Origin of the sequence: Desulfobacca acetoxidans DSM 11109 (genome assembly GCF_000195295.1) — a bacterium.
Lineage (GTDB): Bacteria > Desulfobacterota > Desulfobaccia > Desulfobaccales > Desulfobaccaceae > Desulfobacca > Desulfobacca acetoxidans.
Window position 1 is genome coordinate 2,914,074 of the sequence record NC_015388.1, and the last position, 21,685, is coordinate 2,935,758.

The 21,685-nt window shown below is 47.4% G+C and carries 16 protein-coding genes; 11 read left to right on the top strand and 5 right to left on the bottom strand.

What is annotated here, in order from left to right:
* Positions 1-105 precede the first annotated feature (105 nt).
* The 5 genes from dprA to queA form a co-directional block, all read right to left on the bottom strand.
* Complete coding sequence (gene dprA / locus DESAC_RS13160) at positions 106-1,206, bottom strand: DNA-processing protein DprA (RefSeq protein ID WP_013707569.1); 1,101 nt, start codon at positions 1,204-1,206, stop codon at positions 106-108.
* A gap of 2 nt (positions 1,207-1,208) precedes the next feature.
* On the bottom strand, positions 1,209-3,434 hold the full coding sequence (locus DESAC_RS13165; protein WP_169311544.1) for a dynamin family protein: 2,226 nt from the start codon (positions 3,432-3,434) through the stop codon (positions 1,209-1,211).
* Positions 3,435-3,531: 97 nt separating this feature from the next.
* Complete coding sequence (gene yajC, locus DESAC_RS13170) at positions 3,532-3,861, bottom strand: preprotein translocase subunit YajC (protein ID WP_013707571.1); 330 nt, start codon at positions 3,859-3,861, stop codon at positions 3,532-3,534.
* Complete coding sequence (gene tgt / locus DESAC_RS13175; protein WP_013707572.1) at positions 3,839-4,966, bottom strand: tRNA guanosine(34) transglycosylase Tgt; 1,128 nt, start codon at positions 4,964-4,966, stop codon at positions 3,839-3,841. Before tgt ends, yajC begins: the two co-directional genes overlap by 23 nt.
* Positions 4,967-5,066: 100 nt before the next feature.
* On the bottom strand, positions 5,067-6,128 hold the full coding sequence (gene queA, locus DESAC_RS13180) for a tRNA preQ1(34) S-adenosylmethionine ribosyltransferase-isomerase QueA (protein ID WP_013707573.1): 1,062 nt from the start codon (positions 6,126-6,128) through the stop codon (positions 5,067-5,069).
* A gap of 1,091 nt (positions 6,129-7,219) precedes the next feature.
* On the opposite strand from queA, the gene DESAC_RS13190 reads away from it, so the two are divergent.
* From DESAC_RS13190 to DESAC_RS13240, 11 genes are all read left to right on the top strand, one after another.
* Positions 7,220-8,347, top strand: a complete 1,128-nt coding sequence (locus tag DESAC_RS13190) for a DegT/DnrJ/EryC1/StrS family aminotransferase (protein WP_013707575.1) — start codon at positions 7,220-7,222, stop codon at positions 8,345-8,347.
* Positions 8,348-8,630: 283 nt separating this feature from the next.
* A complete protein-coding gene (locus tag DESAC_RS13195; protein WP_013707577.1) occupies positions 8,631-9,791 on the top strand; it encodes a UDP-N-acetyl glucosamine 2-epimerase in 1,161 nt (386 codons plus the stop codon).
* A 349-nt stretch (positions 9,792-10,140) separates the two neighbouring features.
* Positions 10,141-11,412, top strand: coding sequence for a GumC family protein (locus DESAC_RS13200; RefSeq protein WP_013707578.1), 1,272 nt, complete (start codon positions 10,141-10,143; stop codon positions 11,410-11,412).
* 11 nt (positions 11,413-11,423) lie between these two features.
* Positions 11,424-12,869, top strand: coding sequence for a sugar transferase (locus tag DESAC_RS15455; protein WP_169311545.1), 1,446 nt, complete (start codon positions 11,424-11,426; stop codon positions 12,867-12,869).
* A 16-nt stretch (positions 12,870-12,885) separates the two neighbouring features.
* On the top strand, positions 12,886-13,617 hold the full coding sequence (locus tag DESAC_RS13210; RefSeq protein ID WP_013707580.1) for a sugar phosphate nucleotidyltransferase: 732 nt from the start codon (positions 12,886-12,888) through the stop codon (positions 13,615-13,617).
* A gap of 171 nt (positions 13,618-13,788) precedes the next feature.
* Entirely contained in the window at positions 13,789-14,853 is a 1,065-nt protein-coding gene (locus tag DESAC_RS13215) for an SDR family NAD(P)-dependent oxidoreductase (RefSeq protein WP_013707581.1), read from the top strand.
* Positions 14,850-15,998 carry an NAD-dependent epimerase/dehydratase family protein gene (locus DESAC_RS13220; RefSeq protein ID WP_013707582.1) on the top strand — a complete coding sequence of 383 codons (1,149 nt, stop codon included), beginning with the start codon at positions 14,850-14,852 and terminating at the stop codon, positions 15,996-15,998. The genes DESAC_RS13215 and DESAC_RS13220 overlap by 4 nt, the downstream gene beginning before the upstream one ends.
* 158 nt (positions 15,999-16,156) lie before the next feature.
* Entirely contained in the window at positions 16,157-17,425 is a 1,269-nt protein-coding gene (locus DESAC_RS17050) for an oligosaccharide flippase family protein (RefSeq protein ID WP_013707583.1), read from the top strand.
* Positions 17,426-17,448: 23 nt separating this feature from the next.
* Entirely contained in the window at positions 17,449-18,780 is a 1,332-nt protein-coding gene (locus DESAC_RS13230) for an O-antigen polymerase (RefSeq protein WP_013707584.1), read from the top strand.
* A 434-nt stretch (positions 18,781-19,214) separates the two neighbouring features.
* The gene (gene wecB / locus DESAC_RS13235) at positions 19,215-20,375 is read left to right on the top strand and encodes a non-hydrolyzing UDP-N-acetylglucosamine 2-epimerase (protein ID WP_013707585.1); all 1,161 of its coding nucleotides are present in this window, start codon (positions 19,215-19,217) and stop codon (positions 20,373-20,375) included.
* A gap of 79 nt (positions 20,376-20,454) precedes the next feature.
* Positions 20,455-21,657, top strand: a complete 1,203-nt coding sequence (locus tag DESAC_RS13240) for a glycosyltransferase (protein WP_013707586.1) — start codon at positions 20,455-20,457, stop codon at positions 21,655-21,657.
* Positions 21,658-21,685 lie beyond the last annotated feature (28 nt).

The window sequence follows — 21,685 nt, forward strand, 5'->3', positions numbered from 1 at the left end:
TCACTTAAATTTTAAACATTTATGAAGCACCGGTGCTCCCGCCGGTATCCCGACGCCCGGATGCCTCCACTATTATTTAACCGAAAACGGCGGATTATATGGCTCTTAGTCGGCCAGGAGAAAAAACTTCCCGGGCAGTTCCCGCACCAATCCCTGAAGTTCCAACAGGGTCAGGCGGCTCATAACCTCTCCGGCGGCCAGCCCCGAGGTTCGAATAAGGTCATCCAACTGCACCGGAGCGTTGCTTAAGTGGGCAATGATCGGGTCTTCAATCCGGGCGGACGGGGTCGGGACCTTGGCCTCGGCCATCATAGGGCTGCTCCGGTGCAAGGTAGTAAACTCATCAAGGATATCCGCTGCCGACTGAACTAATTTGGCGCCCTGTTGAATCCAACGATGCGGTCCGATACTCCCCGGCGAGTCGATGGGACCCGGAACGGCAAAGACCTCTCGTCCCTGTTCCAGCGCATAATGAGCCGTAATATGAGCACCGCTCTGGCTGCCGGCCTCCACCACCACCACGCCGCGAGACAGGCCGCTGATGATCCGGTTGCGAATCGGAAAATTTCTCCCTTCGGGCGCCGCCCCCAGAGGAAATTCGCTAACCAAAGCCCCGTTCTCGCTAATCTGCTGATATAATGCTTTATTTTCTTGTGGATAAATAACGTCTAAACCACAGCCCAAAACCGCCAGCGTGCGGCCGCCGGAGTCTAAAGCCCCCTGATGGGCGGCAGTATCGATCCCCCGAGCCAGACCGCTGACAATGGTAACCTGATGTCGGCTGAGTTCAACAGCCAGCCGATGGCTGGTGCGGCGGCCATAATAACTCGGTTTGCGGCTGCCGATGATGGCTATGCCTGTCTCATCGGCCGGGCTGAGAGACCCTCTGACGTAAATAAACGGCGGGGCATAAGGAATATCCCGCAGCAGCACCGGAAACCGCACGTCCGAAAAGGTTATTACCTCCCCGCCCAATCTGACCAAGTGCTCCAGGGCGGCATCCCAGCGAGGCCAATCGTTGAAGTCGCAAATGGCCTGAGCTATGGCCGGACTGACCCCCTTGACCTGAATCAGCTCCTCATAAGGCGCTTGAAACACCAGGTCCGGGGAAGTAAAGCGCTTGAGCAGGCGGTGAAAGATCACTACCCCTAGTCCTGGTATGGAACGGAGGGCCATCCAGATTACCGTGCTGGCCGGTTCCACCATAGTCAACCGACCTGAGAGGCGGCAGCCGCCAGGGCGGCGCTGGCAGTTTCAAGCTGCTCCAGGCGCCGGGCTAGATCAACTAACTGCTGACGCCGCTCCGCTTTCTGATGGCTTTGTTCCGTGAGAGCCTCCTGGAAACCCTCAAAATCCAACAACAGCGCCGTCAGCGATGATTTCAGGGCACTTTCCTGACTCTGGGCCAGATGCTCCAGCAAGGGAAAGAAGTAGCGGAATTTTAATCCCTCGTTATAATCCAGGAGGCTGGCTGCCATTTCCCCCAGGGTCTGAGTTTTGATGGTTTGCAGCGCATCCGCCAGAGAGGCCCGGAGGCGGTCCGGCTTCGGTTTGGACGCCTGCTTGCGCCAGAGTTTTTTCAGACGCCCGAGGGCTTCGCCCACCAGGTTGATCCCGAAGCGCAGCAGGGCTTCGCTGCGGATCCGCCAACTGAGGCTGATCTCCAGAGAAAACAACTTGGGCTGGAGGGCTTCGGGTTTGGTCCACGGACTTGTTGCAACTCGCGGAGCCGTGGCCGGGATGCCCAAGCCCTCGATCTCCTGATAATAGAGGTTGAGGGCGTCTTGCAGGGGACTCAAGAGCGGCTCCAAAACCTGGGTCAGCCGCTTTTGCAGCCACTCTTCTTGCAATCTGATAAAATCCAGGATTTTCAGGTTAATCTCTTCCGTCAAAAACAATAGCAAGCGCTGCTGAAAAGTTTGATAAACCAGATAAACCCCGGACATAAAGGCGGAAACCTGCTCACCGATCTCCAGGGTCTCCAGGCTGCCCTCATAGTTCTCAATAAAACGGGTTATAATAGGACCAATATCCCCATGCCGGAAGTCAAAAAATCTATCCAACCGCTGCCGCAGCTCAAGTTTAAGTTCTTGCACCCCCCCCTGCATCGCTGATCCCAGGCTGGACATCAGGCTTTCCAGTGGCCACCGCCGCCGTTCCAGGCGCTCACGGGCCGTCTGGAAGGCGGCGACGTTGTCACTGAGAAAAGCATTCTGCAGCGCAATCCATTCTCTCACTCCTTGGGAGACGGTTTGCAGTTGTCCCAGACTGCCGGAGAGGAGCAGCCTCGTCTGCCGGTTGGCCAACATCTCCCGAAGATACCCTTCAAATCGGGCCGCCTCGTTCCGGGAAAATTCCGTGCTAGCGGCGTCGCTTTCCCAGGTCAGGAGCTTGCCCAAGTCCTTGGGAGTGAGGGATACACCCTGTTGCTTCAGGCGATTTAACAGATTATCCAAAGCAGAAAAAGCAAAGACTGGCGGTTCGGCTTGAAAGGCCGCCAGTTCCCGCTGCCAGCGCTGAACCAACTTCTGAGCCGCCGTTGCATCTTCCAGTTCGTTCAGGTCCAGGTTGATCACAAAAACACAGTTATCCCACAAACGCATCCGCTTCAAGTCGGTCAGGAACTTGTAATCCGCCTGACGCAGCCCCACCCGCGAGCTGATGACGTAAATGACCAGGTCAGCGCCGATGAGATAGTTCTGCACCTGGGCCAAATGCTGGGGGATCGGGGAGTCGCTGCCCTGACAATCTCCCAACTCCATTCCCTGGGCCGGCCAGGGAAATGGCGCCGTCAGGCGGGCATCCCGGAGATACACCGCTAAAGCTTCGTGGGCCACCATCTGCTGGTGCCTAACCACCTGGTCTTCGCTGAGCTCCAGCCTCTGTCTGCCTTCATCCAAAAATTCCTGGATAGAGGAATAGCCTTCCAGAAAAGATTGCACCAGGACATAATTCTTATCCATCATATCCTGGCTGAGGAGCTGGTCTTGATTGACCTGGGCCAGGACGCCGACCAACAGTTCCCGGTCCGCCTGACGTCGGATATCGAAAGCCCCCTTTCTCTCCAGCAGCATAGGGCTGGGAAAGAAGCTCAGGGCGCTGTTGAGTTCGCCATTAACCTCCTCCCAATTCTTGAAGAGCAGCAAGGCCTGGAGACGGCTGCCCGATTCGACCCGGGTGATCATCGCCGTGACGATGCCCGCTCCTCGCTTGAGCAGGTCCCGACCCAGCAGGGAATTGATCAATGTGCTCTTCCCCGATTTGACCGTCCCCACCACCGCCACTCGGCAACGGTCTTCGCTGAAATGAGTCTGCAGATTCTCCAGAATCCGGCGCCAATGTTCCGCCTGCTGGGTACCGCCGGGGAAAAGAGCGGCCAACTCCAGGATGAGCGCGCTCAACACCTCGACCTGGCCGCTAAGGTTTGTCTTCACATCAATTGTTCGGGGATCGTGCACGGTCAGCTTTCCGCACCTGAGGTTGAGGAATTGTCTATTGATTTAACGAACAGTTGCCAGCAGCACCTTCGACTCATTCTTTCGGGGCGAAATTGGCAATATAGCCCCGTCCCACTTTGACCCTGATCCGGTCGGCGATTTCCAGGGTTACAGACTGATCGGTCATGCCGGTAATTTCCCCATAGAGTCCGCCAGCCGTAACCACTTTATCACCTTTTTTCAAGTTTTCCAGAAAACTGCGATGTTCTTTGGCCTTTTTTTGCTGCGGACGGATGAGCAGGACATAGAAAATACCAAACATCAAAATCAGGGGTAGAATCGTCAAAAGACCGCTGCTCCCCCCGGCCTCGCCGGACGCTCCGGCCATGGCATAGGCAAGATCAACCACTGTATGCACCTCCATATTCTCTCTGGCTATAAAAAGCCTGGCGAAATTCCTGAAAATTCCCCTGGGCCAATGACTGCCGCATACCAGCCATTAGCTCCAGATAATAATACAAATTGTGCATCGTCAGGAGACGATAAGCCAAGATCTCCCGGGCCACGTAGAGATGCCGGAGATAGGCTCGGGTATAATTCCTGCAAGTATAACAACCGCAGGCCTCATCCAGCGGCCGGGAACTCCTGGCGTGTTCGGCATTCTTAATCACCACCCGCCCGAACCGGGTCAGGGCCATCCCGTTACGGGCGTTGCGGGTAGGCAGGACACAGTCGAACATGTCGATGCCGCGAGCCACCCCTTCCACCAGATCCTCCGGCGTCCCGACACCCATCAGATAACGGGGCTGGTGGTGCGGCAGTTCCGGAACCGTAACCTCCAGCATAGCCTCGCGGGTTGCCTTGTCCTCACCGACGCTCAGGCCGCCGATGGCATAGCCGTCAAACCCTTCCGCTACGAGGGCCTGGGCCTGCTCCCGGCGCCGCTTAGACCACATGCCGCCCTGAACCACGGCAAACAAGGGCTTATCCCAGCGGCTGCGGGCCTGCTGACAACGCCTGGCCCACCGCCAGGTCAACTCCCCGGAACGTACAACATACTCTTCGCTGACCCCATACGCCGGACATTCATCAAGACATATAAGGATATCAGCGTCCAGGGTCTCTTGTAAAGCAATAACCTTCTCCGGCGTTAAAAAGTGAGTGGCGCCGTTGAGATGCGACCGGAAAGTGACCCCTTCGTCGCTGAGGTGGCGCAGTGCCGCCAGACTGAAGATTTGAAAACCGCCGGAGTCGGTCAGGATCGGCCGATCCCAGTTCATGAACTGGTGCAAACCGCCCATGGCCTGGACAATCTCAGCCCCGGGACGCAAGTAGAGGTGATAGGCGTTGGCCAGGATGATACTAACCCCTAAGCTCTGAAGCTCCTCCGGGGTCATGGTCTTGACCGTGGCCTGGGTGCCTACCGGCATAAATACCGGGGTTTCCACCTCGCCGCGCGGAAGGCTAAGTCGACCCCGCCTGGCGCCGCAGTGCGGGTCCGTCGCTAATATCTCAAAGTTAATATTCATCCGGTATCGGGGGCATAAAGGCAATATAAAACAAAGATATCGCTTCAGTCCCGGCGTCCAGCCCTGGCAAGCCAGCTCTTTTGCCAAAACCTCCTGCGATTCAAATGATCAACATACAATCGCCGTAACTGTAGAAACGATAGCGCGCCGCAATCGCCTCCTGGTATGCCCGCAGGACAAATTCCCGCCCGGCAAAGGCGCTCACCAAAAGCAGCAGGGTGGATTTCGGCAGATGAAAATTGGTGATAAGCCGGTCGACCACGTTAAATCGGTATCTCGGATAAATAAACAGGTCGCAGTATCCTTCTCCGGCAAACACCTGGCCTTGACAATATTGCGACTCCAAGACCCGAACGGTGGTGGTACCCACGGCAACAATATGTTTTCCGCCCGCTCGCGCCCGGTTGATAGCCGCAGCGCTCTCGGCCGACAGGAGAAAATATTCCGGGGCCAATCGGTGGCGGGAATAATCCTCTTCCCGGACCGGCTGAAAAGTGCCGGGGCCGACATGCAACGTCAGAGAAACGACTTCCACCCCGCCAGCCTCAAGCTGGTGCAACAGCGCCGGAGTAAAATGCAGACCGGCGGTGGGAGCCGCTATCGCCCCGAGCCGATGCGCGAAGATGGTCTGATACCTCAGAGTATCCTCTGGCCCCGCCAACCGTCGGATATACGGCGGCAAGGGCATAGCACCCGCCTCGGCTACGACCTGGCGAATATCCCGGCCCTGGCTCTGGAGCAATAGGGTGATTTCTCCGGCAGGACCTACAGCAGTGATCTCCCCCTCCAGTTCCAGGCCGAAGTTCAACATCTGCCCGACCTTAGGCGGTTTGGAAGCGCGGTACCAGGCCGGCACCCGGGCCTGCCGGGGAACATCCCCATTACCCTCAGGAGTTGGCGGCTGTAATAACAGAACCTCCACCCGGCCGCCGCTGGCCTTGCAACCCCGCAGACGGGCCGGAAAGACCTGGGTATTGTTGACCACCAGGACGTCCCGGTCGCTCAAAAATTCGGGCAATTGTGTAAAGCGGCAGTGCCGGATAACCCCGGCAGCCCGCTCCAGCACCAGCATCCGGGCCTGATCCCGCTGCGGCAAGGGCTCTTGGGCGATGAGCTGCGGTGGCAGATGATAGTCATAATCATTGATTGAATACATCTTCATTAAAAGGGGATTATAAACCTAAAAGAACATGAAAAGTCAATAACGAAAATGTTATACTTAACTATCGCTGCAATCCTGGCATACGATCATCCTGGCGGTGGAACTCTCTGCCGCGTCGAGGCCGTTATGATTAATATCCCCTTATGTGTTTTTTGTAAGAATTTCCATAAGCATACCCTTGAGATGGACACCATGACCTGCAAAGCGTTCCCGGATGGCATTCCCTTTATCATCCTCAGCAACGAAATGCCTCATTATGACCTGTGGGAAGAACAGGTGGAGGATTGCGTGTACGAACCGGAATAGCCCAAGAATTCTATCCCTCGGATTAGTCCAAAATATCTTGACAGGGCCTTTACGAAACCTTATCATATAGGCAATCTGTTGCACGAAGTAACAGTTACCGGCTTTTTAACCTCAAATACTCCAAGAAGGAGAAAAGATCATGAAGATCATAAAAGTGGCCAAATCTGCCCGCGGTCTGTGCAAGTGTAAAAAAGCCTGCTAACGGATCTAAAATCCAAACACTGCCAAAGGACGCTTCGGCGTCCTATTTTAATAAGCAGTCGGGCAGAAATGATATCGCAGTCCGGCCACCAGGGCAATCCTTGAACTTCTCAAATCAGAAGGATGACGTCCTGATATTGACACAGACAGGATTGGAGATTATAATTACACTCAAATAAAGCAAGCCGTTGATTCCCCCCATATATTAATCAGCTCAGAATAACTAGGAAAGATACTCTGTTTTTCAAGGTGTGTTTATTCATTTAAGAACCGACGCCAGGAAAGACAACCAGGGTGCCATTGTTTGTGTCCTTGTCAACGGATAACGTGGCTTTTAGGCGCCAACGCTTGGCTATCTCAAGATACACCGGATAACCTTGAGGAGGAGGGCAACCCGGTCTAAACTTGGTGGCGCTAAATCTATACCAACGAGAGTTTCAGGGAGCGAGGCTGAAATGAGGTTTTACCGGATAGCGGCTGCTGTCATCTTGAATGCCGTGAAGTATCTTAACTTCTTGGCAATCTAATTTCTTCTCGAAACTTGAAACCCACAACTATATAGGCACAAGGAGTTTTGTGAGACTATGTCAGATAAAATTGACTTTATCGACCTGAAGACCCAACAACAGAAGATCTATCCCTCTTTAATGAACCGGATTCAGCGGGTCCTGGAACATGGCCAGTATATCATGGGCCCCGAGATCAAGGAATTGGAAGAGAAGCTGGCGGCCTATGTGGGAGTCAAGCATGCCGTTACCTGTTCCTCCGGCACCGATGCCCTGCTAATGCCCCTCATGGCTTATGGTGTGGGGCCGGGTGATGCGATTTTTACCTCACCTTTTACCTTTATCGCTACCGCCGAAGTCATTCAGATACTCGGGGCCACCCCGGTTTTTGTTGATATCGATCCCCGAACCTTTAATATGAATCCTGAGTTATTGGCCCAGGCTATCGCGAACCTGGCAAAGAACCCCGGAACCGCCCATCTCAAACCCAAAGGCGTCATGCCGGTGGATCTCTTCGGCCAGCCTGCCGATTATGACCAGATAAATGCCATCGCCCGGCAACACGGCCTCTTTGTCCTCGAAGACGCCGCCCAATCTTTCGGTGCTACCTATAAGGGCCGAAAAGCGTGCTCCCTGGCGGACTGTGCGGCAACCTCCTTTTTCCCGGCCAAGCCCCTGGGCTGCTATGGCGATGGCGGTGTGGTCTTTACTGATAGTGCTGAGCTCGCCGATACCCTGCGTTCCATTAGGGTGCACGGCAAAGGCAAGGATAAGTATGACAATATCCGCATCGGTCTCAATGGCCGGATGGATACCCTGCAGGCCGCTATTGTCCTGGCAAAGATGGAAGTATTCGCGCAGGAAGTAATCGACCGCCAGAAAGTGGCCGAACGATATAGCCGGTTGCTTCAAGATATAGTAAAAGTTCCCTTTGTGGCGCCTGAGTGTACCTCGGTCTGGGCTCAGTACTCGGTCTTGAGCGATCGCAAGGCCCAGTTACAGCAAAAACTCAAAGACGCCGGCGTGCCTACCGCCGTCTATTACCCTTTGCCCCTGCATTTACAAGGCGCCTTTGCCCATCTCGGATGTCAGCCCGGCGATTTTCCGGTAAGTGAAGAATCCTCCAGATTGATCTTCAGTCTGCCCATGCACCCCTACCTGAGCGATACCATTCAGGACCGGATCATTTCGGCCTTTAAAGGATGAAAGATTCGCACAAGACATAAATTCCAAGGTCTTGCGATGAGTTCACTCTACCATTAATGTATATCATGCTAGCATTACCCTGCAAATCCCCCCGTCTTGAGGGGAGAGACTCAAGGCGAGGGGGGAGACGGACTTTTTTTACGAGTTCACATGTTCTCCCGAACACAACGAAGCACAAAAACAGAGACGTAGAGGCGTAGAGGCGTAGGGTAGGCATTGCCCACCCTACAAATACATTCTGTTTTTATACAAGTTCATTTGTTAATAAAGTGGATCAAATCCCGTGAAATTGATTTCTATCATCGGCGCCCGTCCCCAGTTTATCAAAGTCGCACCTCTGGTGCCCGTCCTCGCTCAAACGGGGCTCAATCATCAACTGGTACATACCGGACAACACTATGATTATGAGATGTCCAAGATCTTCTTTGATGAACTGGGCCTGCCCGAACCGGCCTACCATCTGGGGGTAGGATCAGGCAGTCACGGGAGCCAAACCGGCGAAATACTGAAACGCACTGAAGCTGTCCTCATTCAGGAGAAACCGGACTGGGTCCTGGTCTATGGAGACACCAACTCGACCCTGGCCGGTTCCCTGGCGGCAGTCAAACTCCATCTTCCCCTGATCCATATAGAGGCCGGGCTGCGCAGTTTCAACCGGCGCATGCCCGAAGAGATTAATCGTCTGCTTACCGATCATATCTCGACCCTGCTTTCCTGCCCTACCGAAACGGCAGTAAACAACCTGAGGGCGGAAGGATTTACCAATATTATCAATGAGGGGCACCTTATTCCCGCTTCTTTCCCGAACGGCGCCTCGATACCTGCTGCCCCCGCAGTCGCCAATACCGGGGACGTTATGTACGATGCCTATCTTCTCTGCCGGGAGATCGCTGCCCAACACGACAATGCTCTGGAGCAATTTGACCTCATTCCGCAGGAGTACTTCCTGGCTACAGTCCATCGGGCGGAAAATACTGACGACCCCACCTTGTTGGAACATATTATTAATGCCTTCTGCATCCTGAGCCAACATTTTCCGGTAATCTGGCCGGTTCATCCACGCACGAAGAAGTCCTTGCTTGAATCGGGCCTGAATGATATAAATAAACAATTTTCCCGTTTACACCTCATCAAACCTTTAGGCTACTTTGAGATGCTCAACTTGGAGCGCCACGCCCGAGCCATCCTGACCGATTCCGGCGGCGTCCAAAAAGAAGCTTTCTTTGCCCGCGTCCCTTGCATCACCCTGCGGCCGGAAACAGAATGGCTGGAAACCGTCACGGGCGGGTTTAATGTCTTGGCTGGAGCGGATACCGAGATGATTGTTTCCCTGGCCTTGAAACCTCGCAATCTTGATCAACATTACCAACCCTATGGAAATGGCGACGCAGGCAAAAAGGTCCTTGCCTGTATGTCAGTATGGTCCGGAAAACATGCTTGCTAATCTTCCCGGCGTCTTCCTTAAATTCCGGGAAATGACTTTTTGCCAGCCCATTAGGTGTTGGAATTTTATAGATTAAAATTGACATTTATTAAGAAAAGCTCCATATATAATGATGTTTTATTTATTATTATAATTTTTTAATTTAATATATTTAAAAGTTTTTCATCCTGGTTTAGAAAAACATTAGCGTCATCCATATCTATCGGATAACTGATTGTCTTGTTTTCAAAAGTACCTGCGAACCGCGAAGATCGCCTCTAGCAGGTCACTGTTTGCTGCGACCCCGGCAGATTTTGTTAGAGGCTCAGTTAATCTCAAAACTCAAATTTGAAACTCGAAACTAAATTCCATGAATGAATTAATCAAAAATCCCCCAAATGCCGATGAAGAAGTACATTTATTGGATTATATTATTGTGCTGGCTAAATACAGCCGCATGATCATCTATACCAGCGCCATCATGTCTATCCTCACCTTGGGGTATCTGTTAACTCAGCCCAATCAATATACTGCGACGGCTACTATCCTTCCGCCTCAACAGAATTCCACCCTCAGTGCCCATGTCTTGGACAGTTTGGGGATTTCTAGTAACCCGGCCAGTGCGGTTGGAGGCTTCGGCCGCATGAGCGCCATTTTAGGCCTTAAATCACCTGGTGATCTGTATGTCGGCATGTTAAAGGGCCTTACCATTAGCGACCGGATCATTGCCAGGTTTAATCTCAGAGAAGTGTACGAACAGAAATATATCGAGGGTACCAGAAGACAATTGGCGGCCCGGACGGATATCAAAGCCGGCAAAGAAGGCCTCATTACCATCAGCGCTACCGACGAAAGTCCCCAAAAAGCCGCTGAAATGGCCAACGCCTTTGTTGAGGAATTGGATAAGTTGCAGCAGGAAATGTCTATCAACGACGCCCGAAATCAATTTGCCTTCCTGGAAAAGGAAAGGGTCCAGGCCAGTCTCAATCTGACTCGCGCCGAGGAGGAGCTCCGGACCTTCAGCGAAAGCTCCAGTATCGTCCAGATAGATACCCAGGCCAAGGGCGTCATCGAATATATCACCCAATTACGGGCGGCTATCGATGCCAAAGAAGTCCAGATTCAAGTCGTCCGCCAGAGTGCGACCCCATCCAATTATGATCTGATCCGTTTGGAAACCGAGTTGGCGGGGTTGAAGGAAAAACTACGGGCTGCCGAAATCAACGCCGAAAAAAAATGCGAGGGGGATATCTGCATCACCGCCGGCAAGATGCCGAACCTGGGCCTGGAATACTTCCGACTCTATCGAGAGGTAAAATACCAGGAAGCCCTCTATCAAATGTTCTCCAAAATGGTGGAATTGGCCCGCATGGACGCCGCCCGCAACACCGTGGTGAGCACCGTCCATTTCGTCGACCGAGCCAAACCACCCGACCTGAAATCCAAACCCAAAAGGTTGCTGACTTCAATCTTGGTCGGCATTATCACATTTATCATCATGGTGTTCGTGGCTTTTGGAAGAGAATATTGGCAAAAGGCTTCACAGATGGAATCTGCCCGCCTGCATGAGTTATCTTCCTGTCTTCAACCCTGGCGGCAGAAAGTAAACCGGATTTTGTCATTTTTACGGATCAAGAGATAATGGGCACGCATATGATGACCAGATGTTTAGATATTATCCTGTCTTTGGTAGGCATCCTGCTGCTGCTGCTGATGCTGCCGTGGTTGGCGATTATGATCAAACTTGATACCCCGGGTCCGGTCTTCTATCTCTGTAACCGGGTCGGGAAAGACGGCAAGATATTCAAGATGTTCAAGTTTCGCACCATGCATGAAACTCCGGTACAATTGGGGCCGAGCGTATCCGCCCACGGCGATCCCCGGGTCACGACCGTGGGGCGAATTCTCCGCCGCCTCAAATTAAATGAGTTCCCTCAATTCATTAATGTCTTCAAAGGGGAAATGACCTTGGTTGGCCCCCGTCCGGAATCCCCGGATCTGGCAGAGGCCTATCCGAGGGAGGCCAGAAAAATATTTTCGGTAAAACCTGGTCTGGTGGGGCCAAACCAGATACTGGGGCGCAATGAGGAAGAGTGGTATCCTCCCGGCGTGGACCATAAGCGGTATTATATCGACCATATTTTGCCTAAGAAACTTCCTCTGGATCTGCAGTACATTAATGATAAATCCTTTTTCAAGGACCTGAAATATATCTTTCTCGGGCTCATGGCAACCATGACCGGAGCTCTCCGGCGCCAACATCTGGCTGACAATCGCTGCCAGCTCTGCATGTTGATTACCGACGTCTGCCTCTGCCTCTGCTCTTTCTTTCTGGCTCATCTTTTGCGCTATGAAGGTTTTTCCCTCGGCAGCAACTACAACCAACTCCTAAAACTCCTTCCCTGGGTAGTTGTCCTGCGCCTGCCGGTATTTATCTATTTCGGTTTTTACCATACCCTGGTCAGGTATTTGACCATTTTTGATCTGAAAAAAGTCTTTACCGGCCTGGTTGTCTCCAGCATCCTGCTGGCGACGTTTGCGTTCTTCGCCGGACTGGCCAACAACGGTTACGCCCGCGGTGTCTTTCTCATCGACTGGTTCTGTCTCACCACCCTGATGATCGCTTACAGACTGCTGCTAAAGATGTTATATCAGGGAAATAAGGCCAAAAGCGAGGCCTCCGGCAATAACCGGAAACATATTCTAATCTGGGGCGCCGGGGATGCCGGGGAACTGTGCCTGCGCTATCTTTTAAATGAAATCAATCCCACCTATGACATCGTTGGTTTTATTGATGACGATCTCAAGAAAAGGGGCAAAAAAATCCGAGGAGTCCCCGTATTGGGAGACCGCCATCACCTAGATATCCTACGACAATTGTATCAGGTCCAGGAGGTCATCGTCGCCATCTACGCCGCTGATCCTTACGAACTACAGCGGATTTACGCCACCTGCCAAAATCTCGGATTAAAAACCAGGTGGTTTCGACTCGATGCCAAGGTGGTCGCCAAACCCGATTTCTTCATCGTCAATCATAATAATACCTTTACTCGTGCTGTTCCTTCTTTCGACCGTCTGGCAACCGCAAGTAAGTCATAGAAACAAAGGAGAGACTATGCGTGCAGTTATCCTGGCCGGCGGCAAAGGCATCCGGTTGGCCCCTTTAACCGAAGTTTTTCCCAAGCCTTTGGTACCCGTCGGCGGCATGCCCATCATGGAAATTGTCATCCGGCAGCTAAAATTCCATGGATTTACCCGGATAACCCTGGCCGTAGGCTATCTGGCCGATTTAATCCAGGCCTATTTCCAAGATGGATCAAAGTGGGGAGTGTCAATCACTTACTCCCGGGAAGCTACTCCCCTCGGCACCGCCGGCCCCCTGGCCCTCATCGACGACCTTAACGAGACCTTCCTGGTGATGAACGCAGACGTGCTCACCTCCCTCGATTATCTCGATTTAATCAATTTCCACCGGTCCCATGGCGGAATTGCTACCATCGGCACCAATAAAAAGCATGTAAAAATCGACCTCGGGGTAATTGTTACCAACGGCTTACACACTATCCAGGATTACATCGAGAAACCCACCACCGATTATCAAGTTAGTATGGGTGTCTATATTTTTGAACCCCGGGTCCTCGATTTCATCCGGGGAAAAGGCTACCTGGATTTCCCCGACTTGGTCAAAACGCTCCTCAAAGCCGGCCTGCCCATAAAATCCTACCCTTTCCAGGGCTACTGGATGGATATCGGCCGACACGACGACTACGCCCAGGCCTCAGAAGAATTTTTACAGATGAAAGACGTCGTCCTGCCCGGATTGCAATGCGAAACATCGTCCAGCTAAGTCACCAGCAAAATCCGACAATCATTTGCCGGCAGCACATGATTTCTAGTGCAGCACAGGCTTTCTAACCTGGGCGGAATGTGTTTTCTGACTAAACACCTGAAGCCGGAAACTTTTTCCCCCATTAAGGCGGCTATCCACAACCCCGAAAAAACTTTTTAGGTTAAACCCATGAACATTGCGGATTTCTATAAAAATAAGAATATTCTTATCACCGGCGCCGCCGGCACCGTGGGCCGCGAGCTTATCAGGCAGTTGATCAACTACCAGCCTGGCGAACTCAGACTGATGGATAACAATGAATCGGAAATGTTCTTCCTCATGGAGGAATACCGAACCTCAAATATCTTCTGCTTCCTGGGCGACATTCGAGACCGCGATAAAATCGAAAAGTTGGCCAAAGACGTCGATATCATCATTCATACGGCCGCCTTTAAACACGTCATTCTCTCCGAAATAAACCCCTTCGATGCCGTGCAGACGAATATTATGGGCGTGCAGAATATTATCAAGGCCGCCTCGGCCAGAAAAGTCAAATACGTCCTGTTTACCAGCAGCGATAAGGCGGTCAATCCTACCAATGTCATGGGAACTTCCAAGCTCATGGGCGAACGCCTCATCACCGCCGCCAATGCCTTCGATTCCCCCAGGACGGCTGTGTTCTCCAGCACCAGGTTTGGCAATGTCCTGGGCTCCCGCGGCTCGGTGGTGCCGCTTTTTATGAAACAGATACGGCAGGGGGGGCCGGTCACCCTTACCGATAAGCGCATGACCCGGTTTATTATGACCGTGGCCGAGTCCGCCAACTTAGTCCTGCAATCCCTTACCCTGGCCCGCGGCGGCGAGGTATTCGTTACCAAGATGCCGGTAGCCCGTATCCCTGACCTGGCCGAAGTCCTAATCGAACTCCTGGCCCCGAAATACGGTTATGCCCCTGAAGACATTAAAATCATCGAAATAGGCATCAAACCCGGTGAAAAATTATATGAAGAGCTTATGAGCGAAGAAGAAATGCACCGCTCCCTGGAGCTGAAAGACATGTTCGTGGTTACTCCGGCCTTTAAATCCGTGTATCAGATTACCTTTGAGTATCCGGATACCATATCGCCGCAGGTCCGCAAGCCATATGCCTCATCCGGTGAATCAGCCTTAATAAAAGAGGCGATAAAAGATTATCTGGTCACTAATCAGGTTCTGGAAGCGGTCGAATCAGGATTGTATCGGGGGACGATATGAAAGTATTGATCTTGGGTGCGGATGGCTATCTGGGATGGCCCACCTGTATGTACTTTTCTCAGCGCAACCACGAGGTTATCGGCGTTGATAATTATTTCCGCCGCCAGGCTGGCATGGAATTGGATTGCGAATCCTTGATCCCCACCCCCAATCTAAACCGCCGGGCCAAAATCTGGCAGGAACTCACCGGTAAAAAGATAGATATACAGATTGGCGATGTAACGCATTATCCCTTTCTACTGTCTCTGATGCGCCAGTATACCCCGGACGTCGTTATCCATTACGCCGAGCAGCCCTCCGCTCCCTACTCCATGATCGATCACGAGAAGGCGGTGTTCACAGTCCAGAATAACCTCATCAGCACCCTGAATATCGCTTATGCCATTAAGGCAGTCAACCTCGATTGCCATCTGATCAAAATCGGGACCATGGGGGAATACGGCACCCCCGACATCGATATCGAAGAAGGATGGCTAGAGATTGAACACAAAGGGCGAAAGGACAGGTTTCTTTTCCCCCGGCAGGCCAGCTCCCTGTATCACACTACCAAAATTCAAGACACCGATCTCTTATGGTTTTACGTCCGAACCTGGGGTCTCCGGGTCACCGATCTCATGCAGGGCCCCGTCTACGGCATCAAGACTGAAGAGAGCGAGCTTGATGAAAATCTGCTGACCATTTTTAACTACGACGAAGTTTTTGGAACTGTTTTAAACAGATTTATCGTCCAGGCCATTGCCGGGTATCCCCTCACTGTTTTCGGCAAAGGCGAACAGATCCGAGGTTTTATCAATATCAAGGATACCATGCAGTGCGTCTATCTGGCGGCCGCCAATCCTGCGGCAAGCGGTGAACTGAGAATCTTCAACCAGGTGACCGAAACCTTTTCAATCAACCAGTTGGCTGATAAAGTAAAAAATACGGGGTTAACATTGGGCTATAATGTTGAAATTGCCCACATCGAAAACCCGAGAGTCGAAAAAGAAAAACACTATTATAATCCTACATATACCGGATTATTAGAGATAGGTTTAGAGCCGCATTATCTTACCGAGGAGGTGTTGATTGATTTGTTTAATATAGTTTCAAATTATCAAAATGCCATAAATGTTGATACAATATTTAGAGGTGTTAAATGGAATTAGTGGTTTTTTATCAACTATTATAATATGAATAATAGTTTTATATATATATATATATATATATAATATCCCCATAAGCGCACGCCGTGATTTTAAGGTATATCCAGCCGTTTTATAAATAATGTCCGCCGGACTTTAATGGTTTACCTTTTGCTCTAAAAATGACCTCTTTATATACTAAGCCACATTTATCTTTTAATAAATTAATATTAAGCGATTTCTATCGCTTATTTCCAGGTATACTATCTGAATTACTCGGCGGTTTTATTCTTTCCACATTATTGGTGAAATATTTATCTCCAGAGTCTATGGGTATATACACATTGTTATGGATTGCCCAAACCCAGATATCAGCTCTATCAACCGGGTGGTTACTAAACTCCATCATCCGCTTTCTTCCGGAAAATCCATATTATCTAAGATATTTTATCAACATCTCTTTAAGCACTATTATATTATTAGGATTTATGTGTTTGGTTATAATTCCCATTACATTAATTCTATTGAGAGACTATTTTCAATTTAATTATTTATTTTGGACAGCATTGCTCCTGTGCCTTTCATCTTTATATCAGCTTTTCCAAGGAATTTTGCGCGGATTATTCAATCAAGTCATATATAGTACAAACGCTTTTTTTTTAATATCTATTAAATTAATATTATTAGTAATTTTATTCCAATTTTTCAACAATCGACTTAAAATAACATTTATCATACTTGCTTTAAGTCATTTACCTTTAATAATATGGCAATATTATAATTTAATAAAGTTATCCTATTACAATAATATTAATAACATATCAATTACCAAACGAACTTTAATAAATAAAAGTTTTAATTATGGTATCCCACTATCGCTATCATATTTCATAATATTGTTCTTGCAAAGTGGTGATAGATATATCTTATCAGCATTACTAAGCTTAAAGGATATTGGTATTTATTCTTTTTGGATGAGTATTGGATTACAAATTAGCAGAAGCCTATATGGATTTATTTTTATGATTATTAATCCACGTCTTTTCCAAATATACCATACAAAACCATCTAAAACTAATTCCTATGTAAGATTTATGTCATTGATATATATATTTATACTGGGTCCCTTTTTGCTATTAATATCATTTTGTCTCCCATATTTTTACGAATATATCAAAGCAGATATACAGTACACTTCTCATTCTCATTTACTATTATTTAGTATTGGTATGGGCTTTTTTTCAGGATTGGCACAACTATTGGGAAAACGCTTTGAATTTGAAAAAGATACTTTAATATTTGTTTTTGCATCTCTCGTAGGTGTGATTGTCATGGTCTTTGGAATCTTTTTTTTAGTTCCTTCTTTCGGTTTAAACGGCGCCGGGGTATCTAGTCTAATGGGTTTTGTAATCTATTTTTTAATAATATTTTTTACATCTATCATTAAATAAGTAACTTAATTTACCTAATGTTTATGTTATTTTTTGATTTATTGATTATTATTTTAAATTGTGTGCTCAGTGCATACTTTGCCCTGAAACGGGTCAGGCAGGGTAATATAACTTTCTTATATTACGGTCTAAATTTATTTTTCCTCGGAATCCCAAATCTTTTTTCAGATTATTTTAATATAGATTATAAATGGTTTTTATCCTCAGGAATAACTTATTATGTATTTGATATAAATACAAGGATATTTGCAAATATTATAAATATTATAGTACTATTATCTTTTTATTTTGGCGAACAATTGATGGTTAAGCGAAATATATTTGGCATAAAAATGCCCAATTTTGCTTTTTCATACAATATCAAATTTATTTCGATTCTTAAATGGCTCTCTCTATTCTTTGCAATTATTGGCTTTGTCTTATTATTTTCAGCTAAAGGAGTTTCTTTTTCAGAAGTAAGCACCCTATTTTCTGCAAAGATGCGTATGCAACATAAAATCCCGGAATCCTGGATTGGGGCTGTATTAGGTGCACAATTATTATCTTTTCTTATGGTGTACAATTACATATCTTTGTATGAAAAAAGAAGAATATATTTCATTATCGGGGTTTTTTTAGTATTTGCCATTATAGCCTCGACAGGAACTAGGAGTTATTTTTTATTTTTTTTAGGTCCATTTTTCTATTATTACATTAAAAATTATAAATTAACTAATAATCAATTGTTTTTATTATTTGGTTTTTTCATCTTTGCCCCTTTTGTTTCGGAAATTATAAGACAATGGAGGTATTCAGAAGTAAGAAATATTAAATCTCTTTTTGATGTATTAAGTAAATTAGATTTTGAATTGTTTATGTCTTATCCAGTTTCTGAAATAAACAACTATGTTTTTTCATTATATAATGCAGTAAACCTGTACCCGGCAAGTTATGATTGGCTTTACGGAAATACTTATATTAATATATTATTTTTCTGGCTGCCTTCAGGAACATTACCCGGTTTTAAAATTGATACCATTTATTATTTTGCAGATGCAGTTTTAGGTATAACTAATTCATATATTGATAGAATAAGTATGCATCCTTCCTTTCCTGGCGATTGTTATATAAATTTTGGATATTTCTTTTTTATTCCTGCATTTATATGGGGTATAATTTATGGAATATTATATTTAGCAGGAAAAACAAATAAGATAATAGAAATTATCGCTGGTGCAACTTCTGGAATGTACTTAGTTTACTTATTTCGAGGAAGTATATATTATGGATTATTTCAAATAATATCCATTATATTGTTTGTATTCTCTTGTTACATAATTTTATATATTGGACATTATATTAAAATAAGAACATAGAGGAAAAGTATTATTTATAATAAAGAATTATTATCACGGACATAAAGTAGAGTGCAATTAAGAGACCTCTTCCAGTTTGGTGGAAGAGGGTTTTGATGATTGTTAAGGCGAAAAATGTATTGGTCCCAATAATAAGCTGGTAATCGACTTGGTGTTATTTCAACTGAAAAAATATATTTTTAAAGATATTATTTTTTTGATCCTGATAAGTGTTACAAGTATCTAGAATAACCTGATAAGGTGAGACTCTTGTAAAATTAAAATTTCTCCCGGTTGCCATTCTAAGCATGGCGAGTAATCTATCGATATTATAATGTTAATACCCTTAACTACCTTAAGAATAAAAACCGCTGATGTGCAGGTGATTCGGATGCGAACTATTTTTATCAAAGCCTGGCTGTATACGGTCATAGAAAATATTCGGAGGTTAAATAATGTCTAATAACAAATTAAAAATTTTATCGAAAAGAAATTTAACTGACGAGATCTGTGTGATTGTCGGCACTAGACCGGGAATTATAAAAATGAGCCCTATAATTAAAGAAATAGAAAAGCAAAACATCCCAGGATTTACTATTCACACCGGTCAACATTACTCCTATGAGATGGATCGAAAATTTTTCGAGGATTTGGAGTTATCTCAACCGCGTCACCACCTGACCTCATCTCCTCCGGGTAGCCTCCATGGTGAGCAAACAGCACATATGCTCAAGGGAATTGAAGCGGTCCTAGTACAAGAAAAACCAAAAATTGTTCTCGTTTGCGGAGACGCCAACACGAACCTTGCAGGGGCCCTGGCCGCCCGCAAACTCCAAATCGAAGTGGGGCATGTAGAATCGGGATTGCGTAGTAATGACTGGAGGATGCCAGAGGAACATAATCGAATTATTATCGACCATATTTCTGAATATCTGTTTGCTCCGACCAAACAGACCAAGGATAATCTTATACAAGATAATGTGAAAGGAAGTATCTACATAACCGGCAATACTATTGTCGATGCCCTCAGCGAGCATATTGACCTAGCCCGACGCAAAAGTAATATCTTGCAGGAATTAAATATTCAGGAAAATAATTATGGGGTAATTACCTGCCATCGTGAAGAGAACGTTGATGACCTGGCGAATATGAATAATATCATCGAGAGCCTCCTATTAACAGCCCAAGACATCAAAATGCCATTAATATTTCCGGTGCATCCAAGGACGAAAAATCGTTTACAACACTTCGATCTATGGTTAAAAATAAATTCTTCTCCAAGCCTGCGATTAACCGACCCATTCGGCTATCTAGACTTTTTGTCATTGTTAAATAACGCCAGTTTTGTTATGACAGACAGCGGCGGCATCCAGGAAGAAAGTTGCGTTTTGAAAGTCCCTTGTATCACGTTAAGAGAAAACACTGAACGCCAGGAGACCATTGCCGTCGGTTCGAACATCATTGCTGGCACTGGCAGTGATCATGTATTGGCAGCGGTCCAGCAGAGTCTTAGCAAGAAAAAAGATTGGCTTAACCCATACGGCGACGGCAAAGCAGCCAAACGTATCGTCGATGTCTGCCAAGGCAAAAAAATTGATGAATGGACGGGGAGTTAGAAATTGCAAAAATAACATTGAAATAATCTATTACCGGATGCTCATATATTTGTTTTATGTATAAGGGGTTTTTAATATAATGGGTTTGCTCGATAAACAGGTACTTCTGATAATCTTCGCTCCTTTATTGGCGCCCCGGCATGTTTTAATGTTGAAATCGCTTAAAGCTCGAGGCTGGCAAATATCAGTCATTGCCTGGGACAGGAAAGGAAATGCTGCTAGTCCCAAAGAATACAACGATATAATTGATCGATGGATCTGGATCCACCTCCCGGTCAAGGATTGGGGGTTCAAATTAATTCCCAAGCTCCCGCATTTTTATGCCAGGGTCTGGCAAGCCTATAAATCCTTAGGGAAACCTCAAGTTTCTATTCTTACCCATATTTTCTTATTACCCCTGGTATTTATATTATCAGGCACCAAAATCTATGACGCCTATGAAATGTATGCCTTGGAAATGTCCTTTTATTTTGGAGCCCATGCTCAGAAAGTATTGCCATTCTGGCAAACTCTTGAAGGTTTGTTGGTGAAGAAATTTGACGGCGTTTATACTTTGGATTCTCGGCAAAGCTGGCTGGAAAATTTTTATAAAAAATGGAATGATCGGGTACAGGTTATTTGGAATGTACCATCTAAAATAGACGAACCCGACCTTGGTGAAGTGAATTCCCTTAGAGATGAATTTTTTGGGAAAAAAGTCATCACCTACGTTGGTGGATTGGCACGCGACAAGGGTTTGAGGGCCGCTCTAGAGGTCGCTGCTCTGGCAAAGCAAAAACATCCCGATGCCCTGTTTTTGTTTATTGGTTCGATGCAAGACGACCCGGACGAGATAAATTCTTTGGTACAACGCTTTGAGCTTGAGAATAACACCCGCTTTATAAATTGGTTGCCTTATCGTAAAATGTTGGCTTATCTGGCGCATAGCCTGATAGGTATAGCCCTTCACCAACCGGGCCGAAATTATCAATACGTTTCGTGCGGCACGGGCCGTAAGTTTATCACTTATATGCAGGCCGGCATTCCAATTATCGCGCCAACTTTAGGGGAAATCGGGCTCATCGTGCAAAAAGAAGGATGCGGCATATTGGTAGACACCACCAACAATTTCCAAGTGGCTAATACTATAACTTATTTACTCGACCATCCCGGAGAAGCCGACCTGATGGGAAATAAAGGCAGGAAAGCCTTTTTGGAAAAATACTGTTGGGAACTAGAAGAGCAGAAATTTCTTAATTTCTATTACGATTTGTTAAATAATAAAAAACACTTGCATGGTTAAATAATATGCATAAAGTTCCAATATAGTT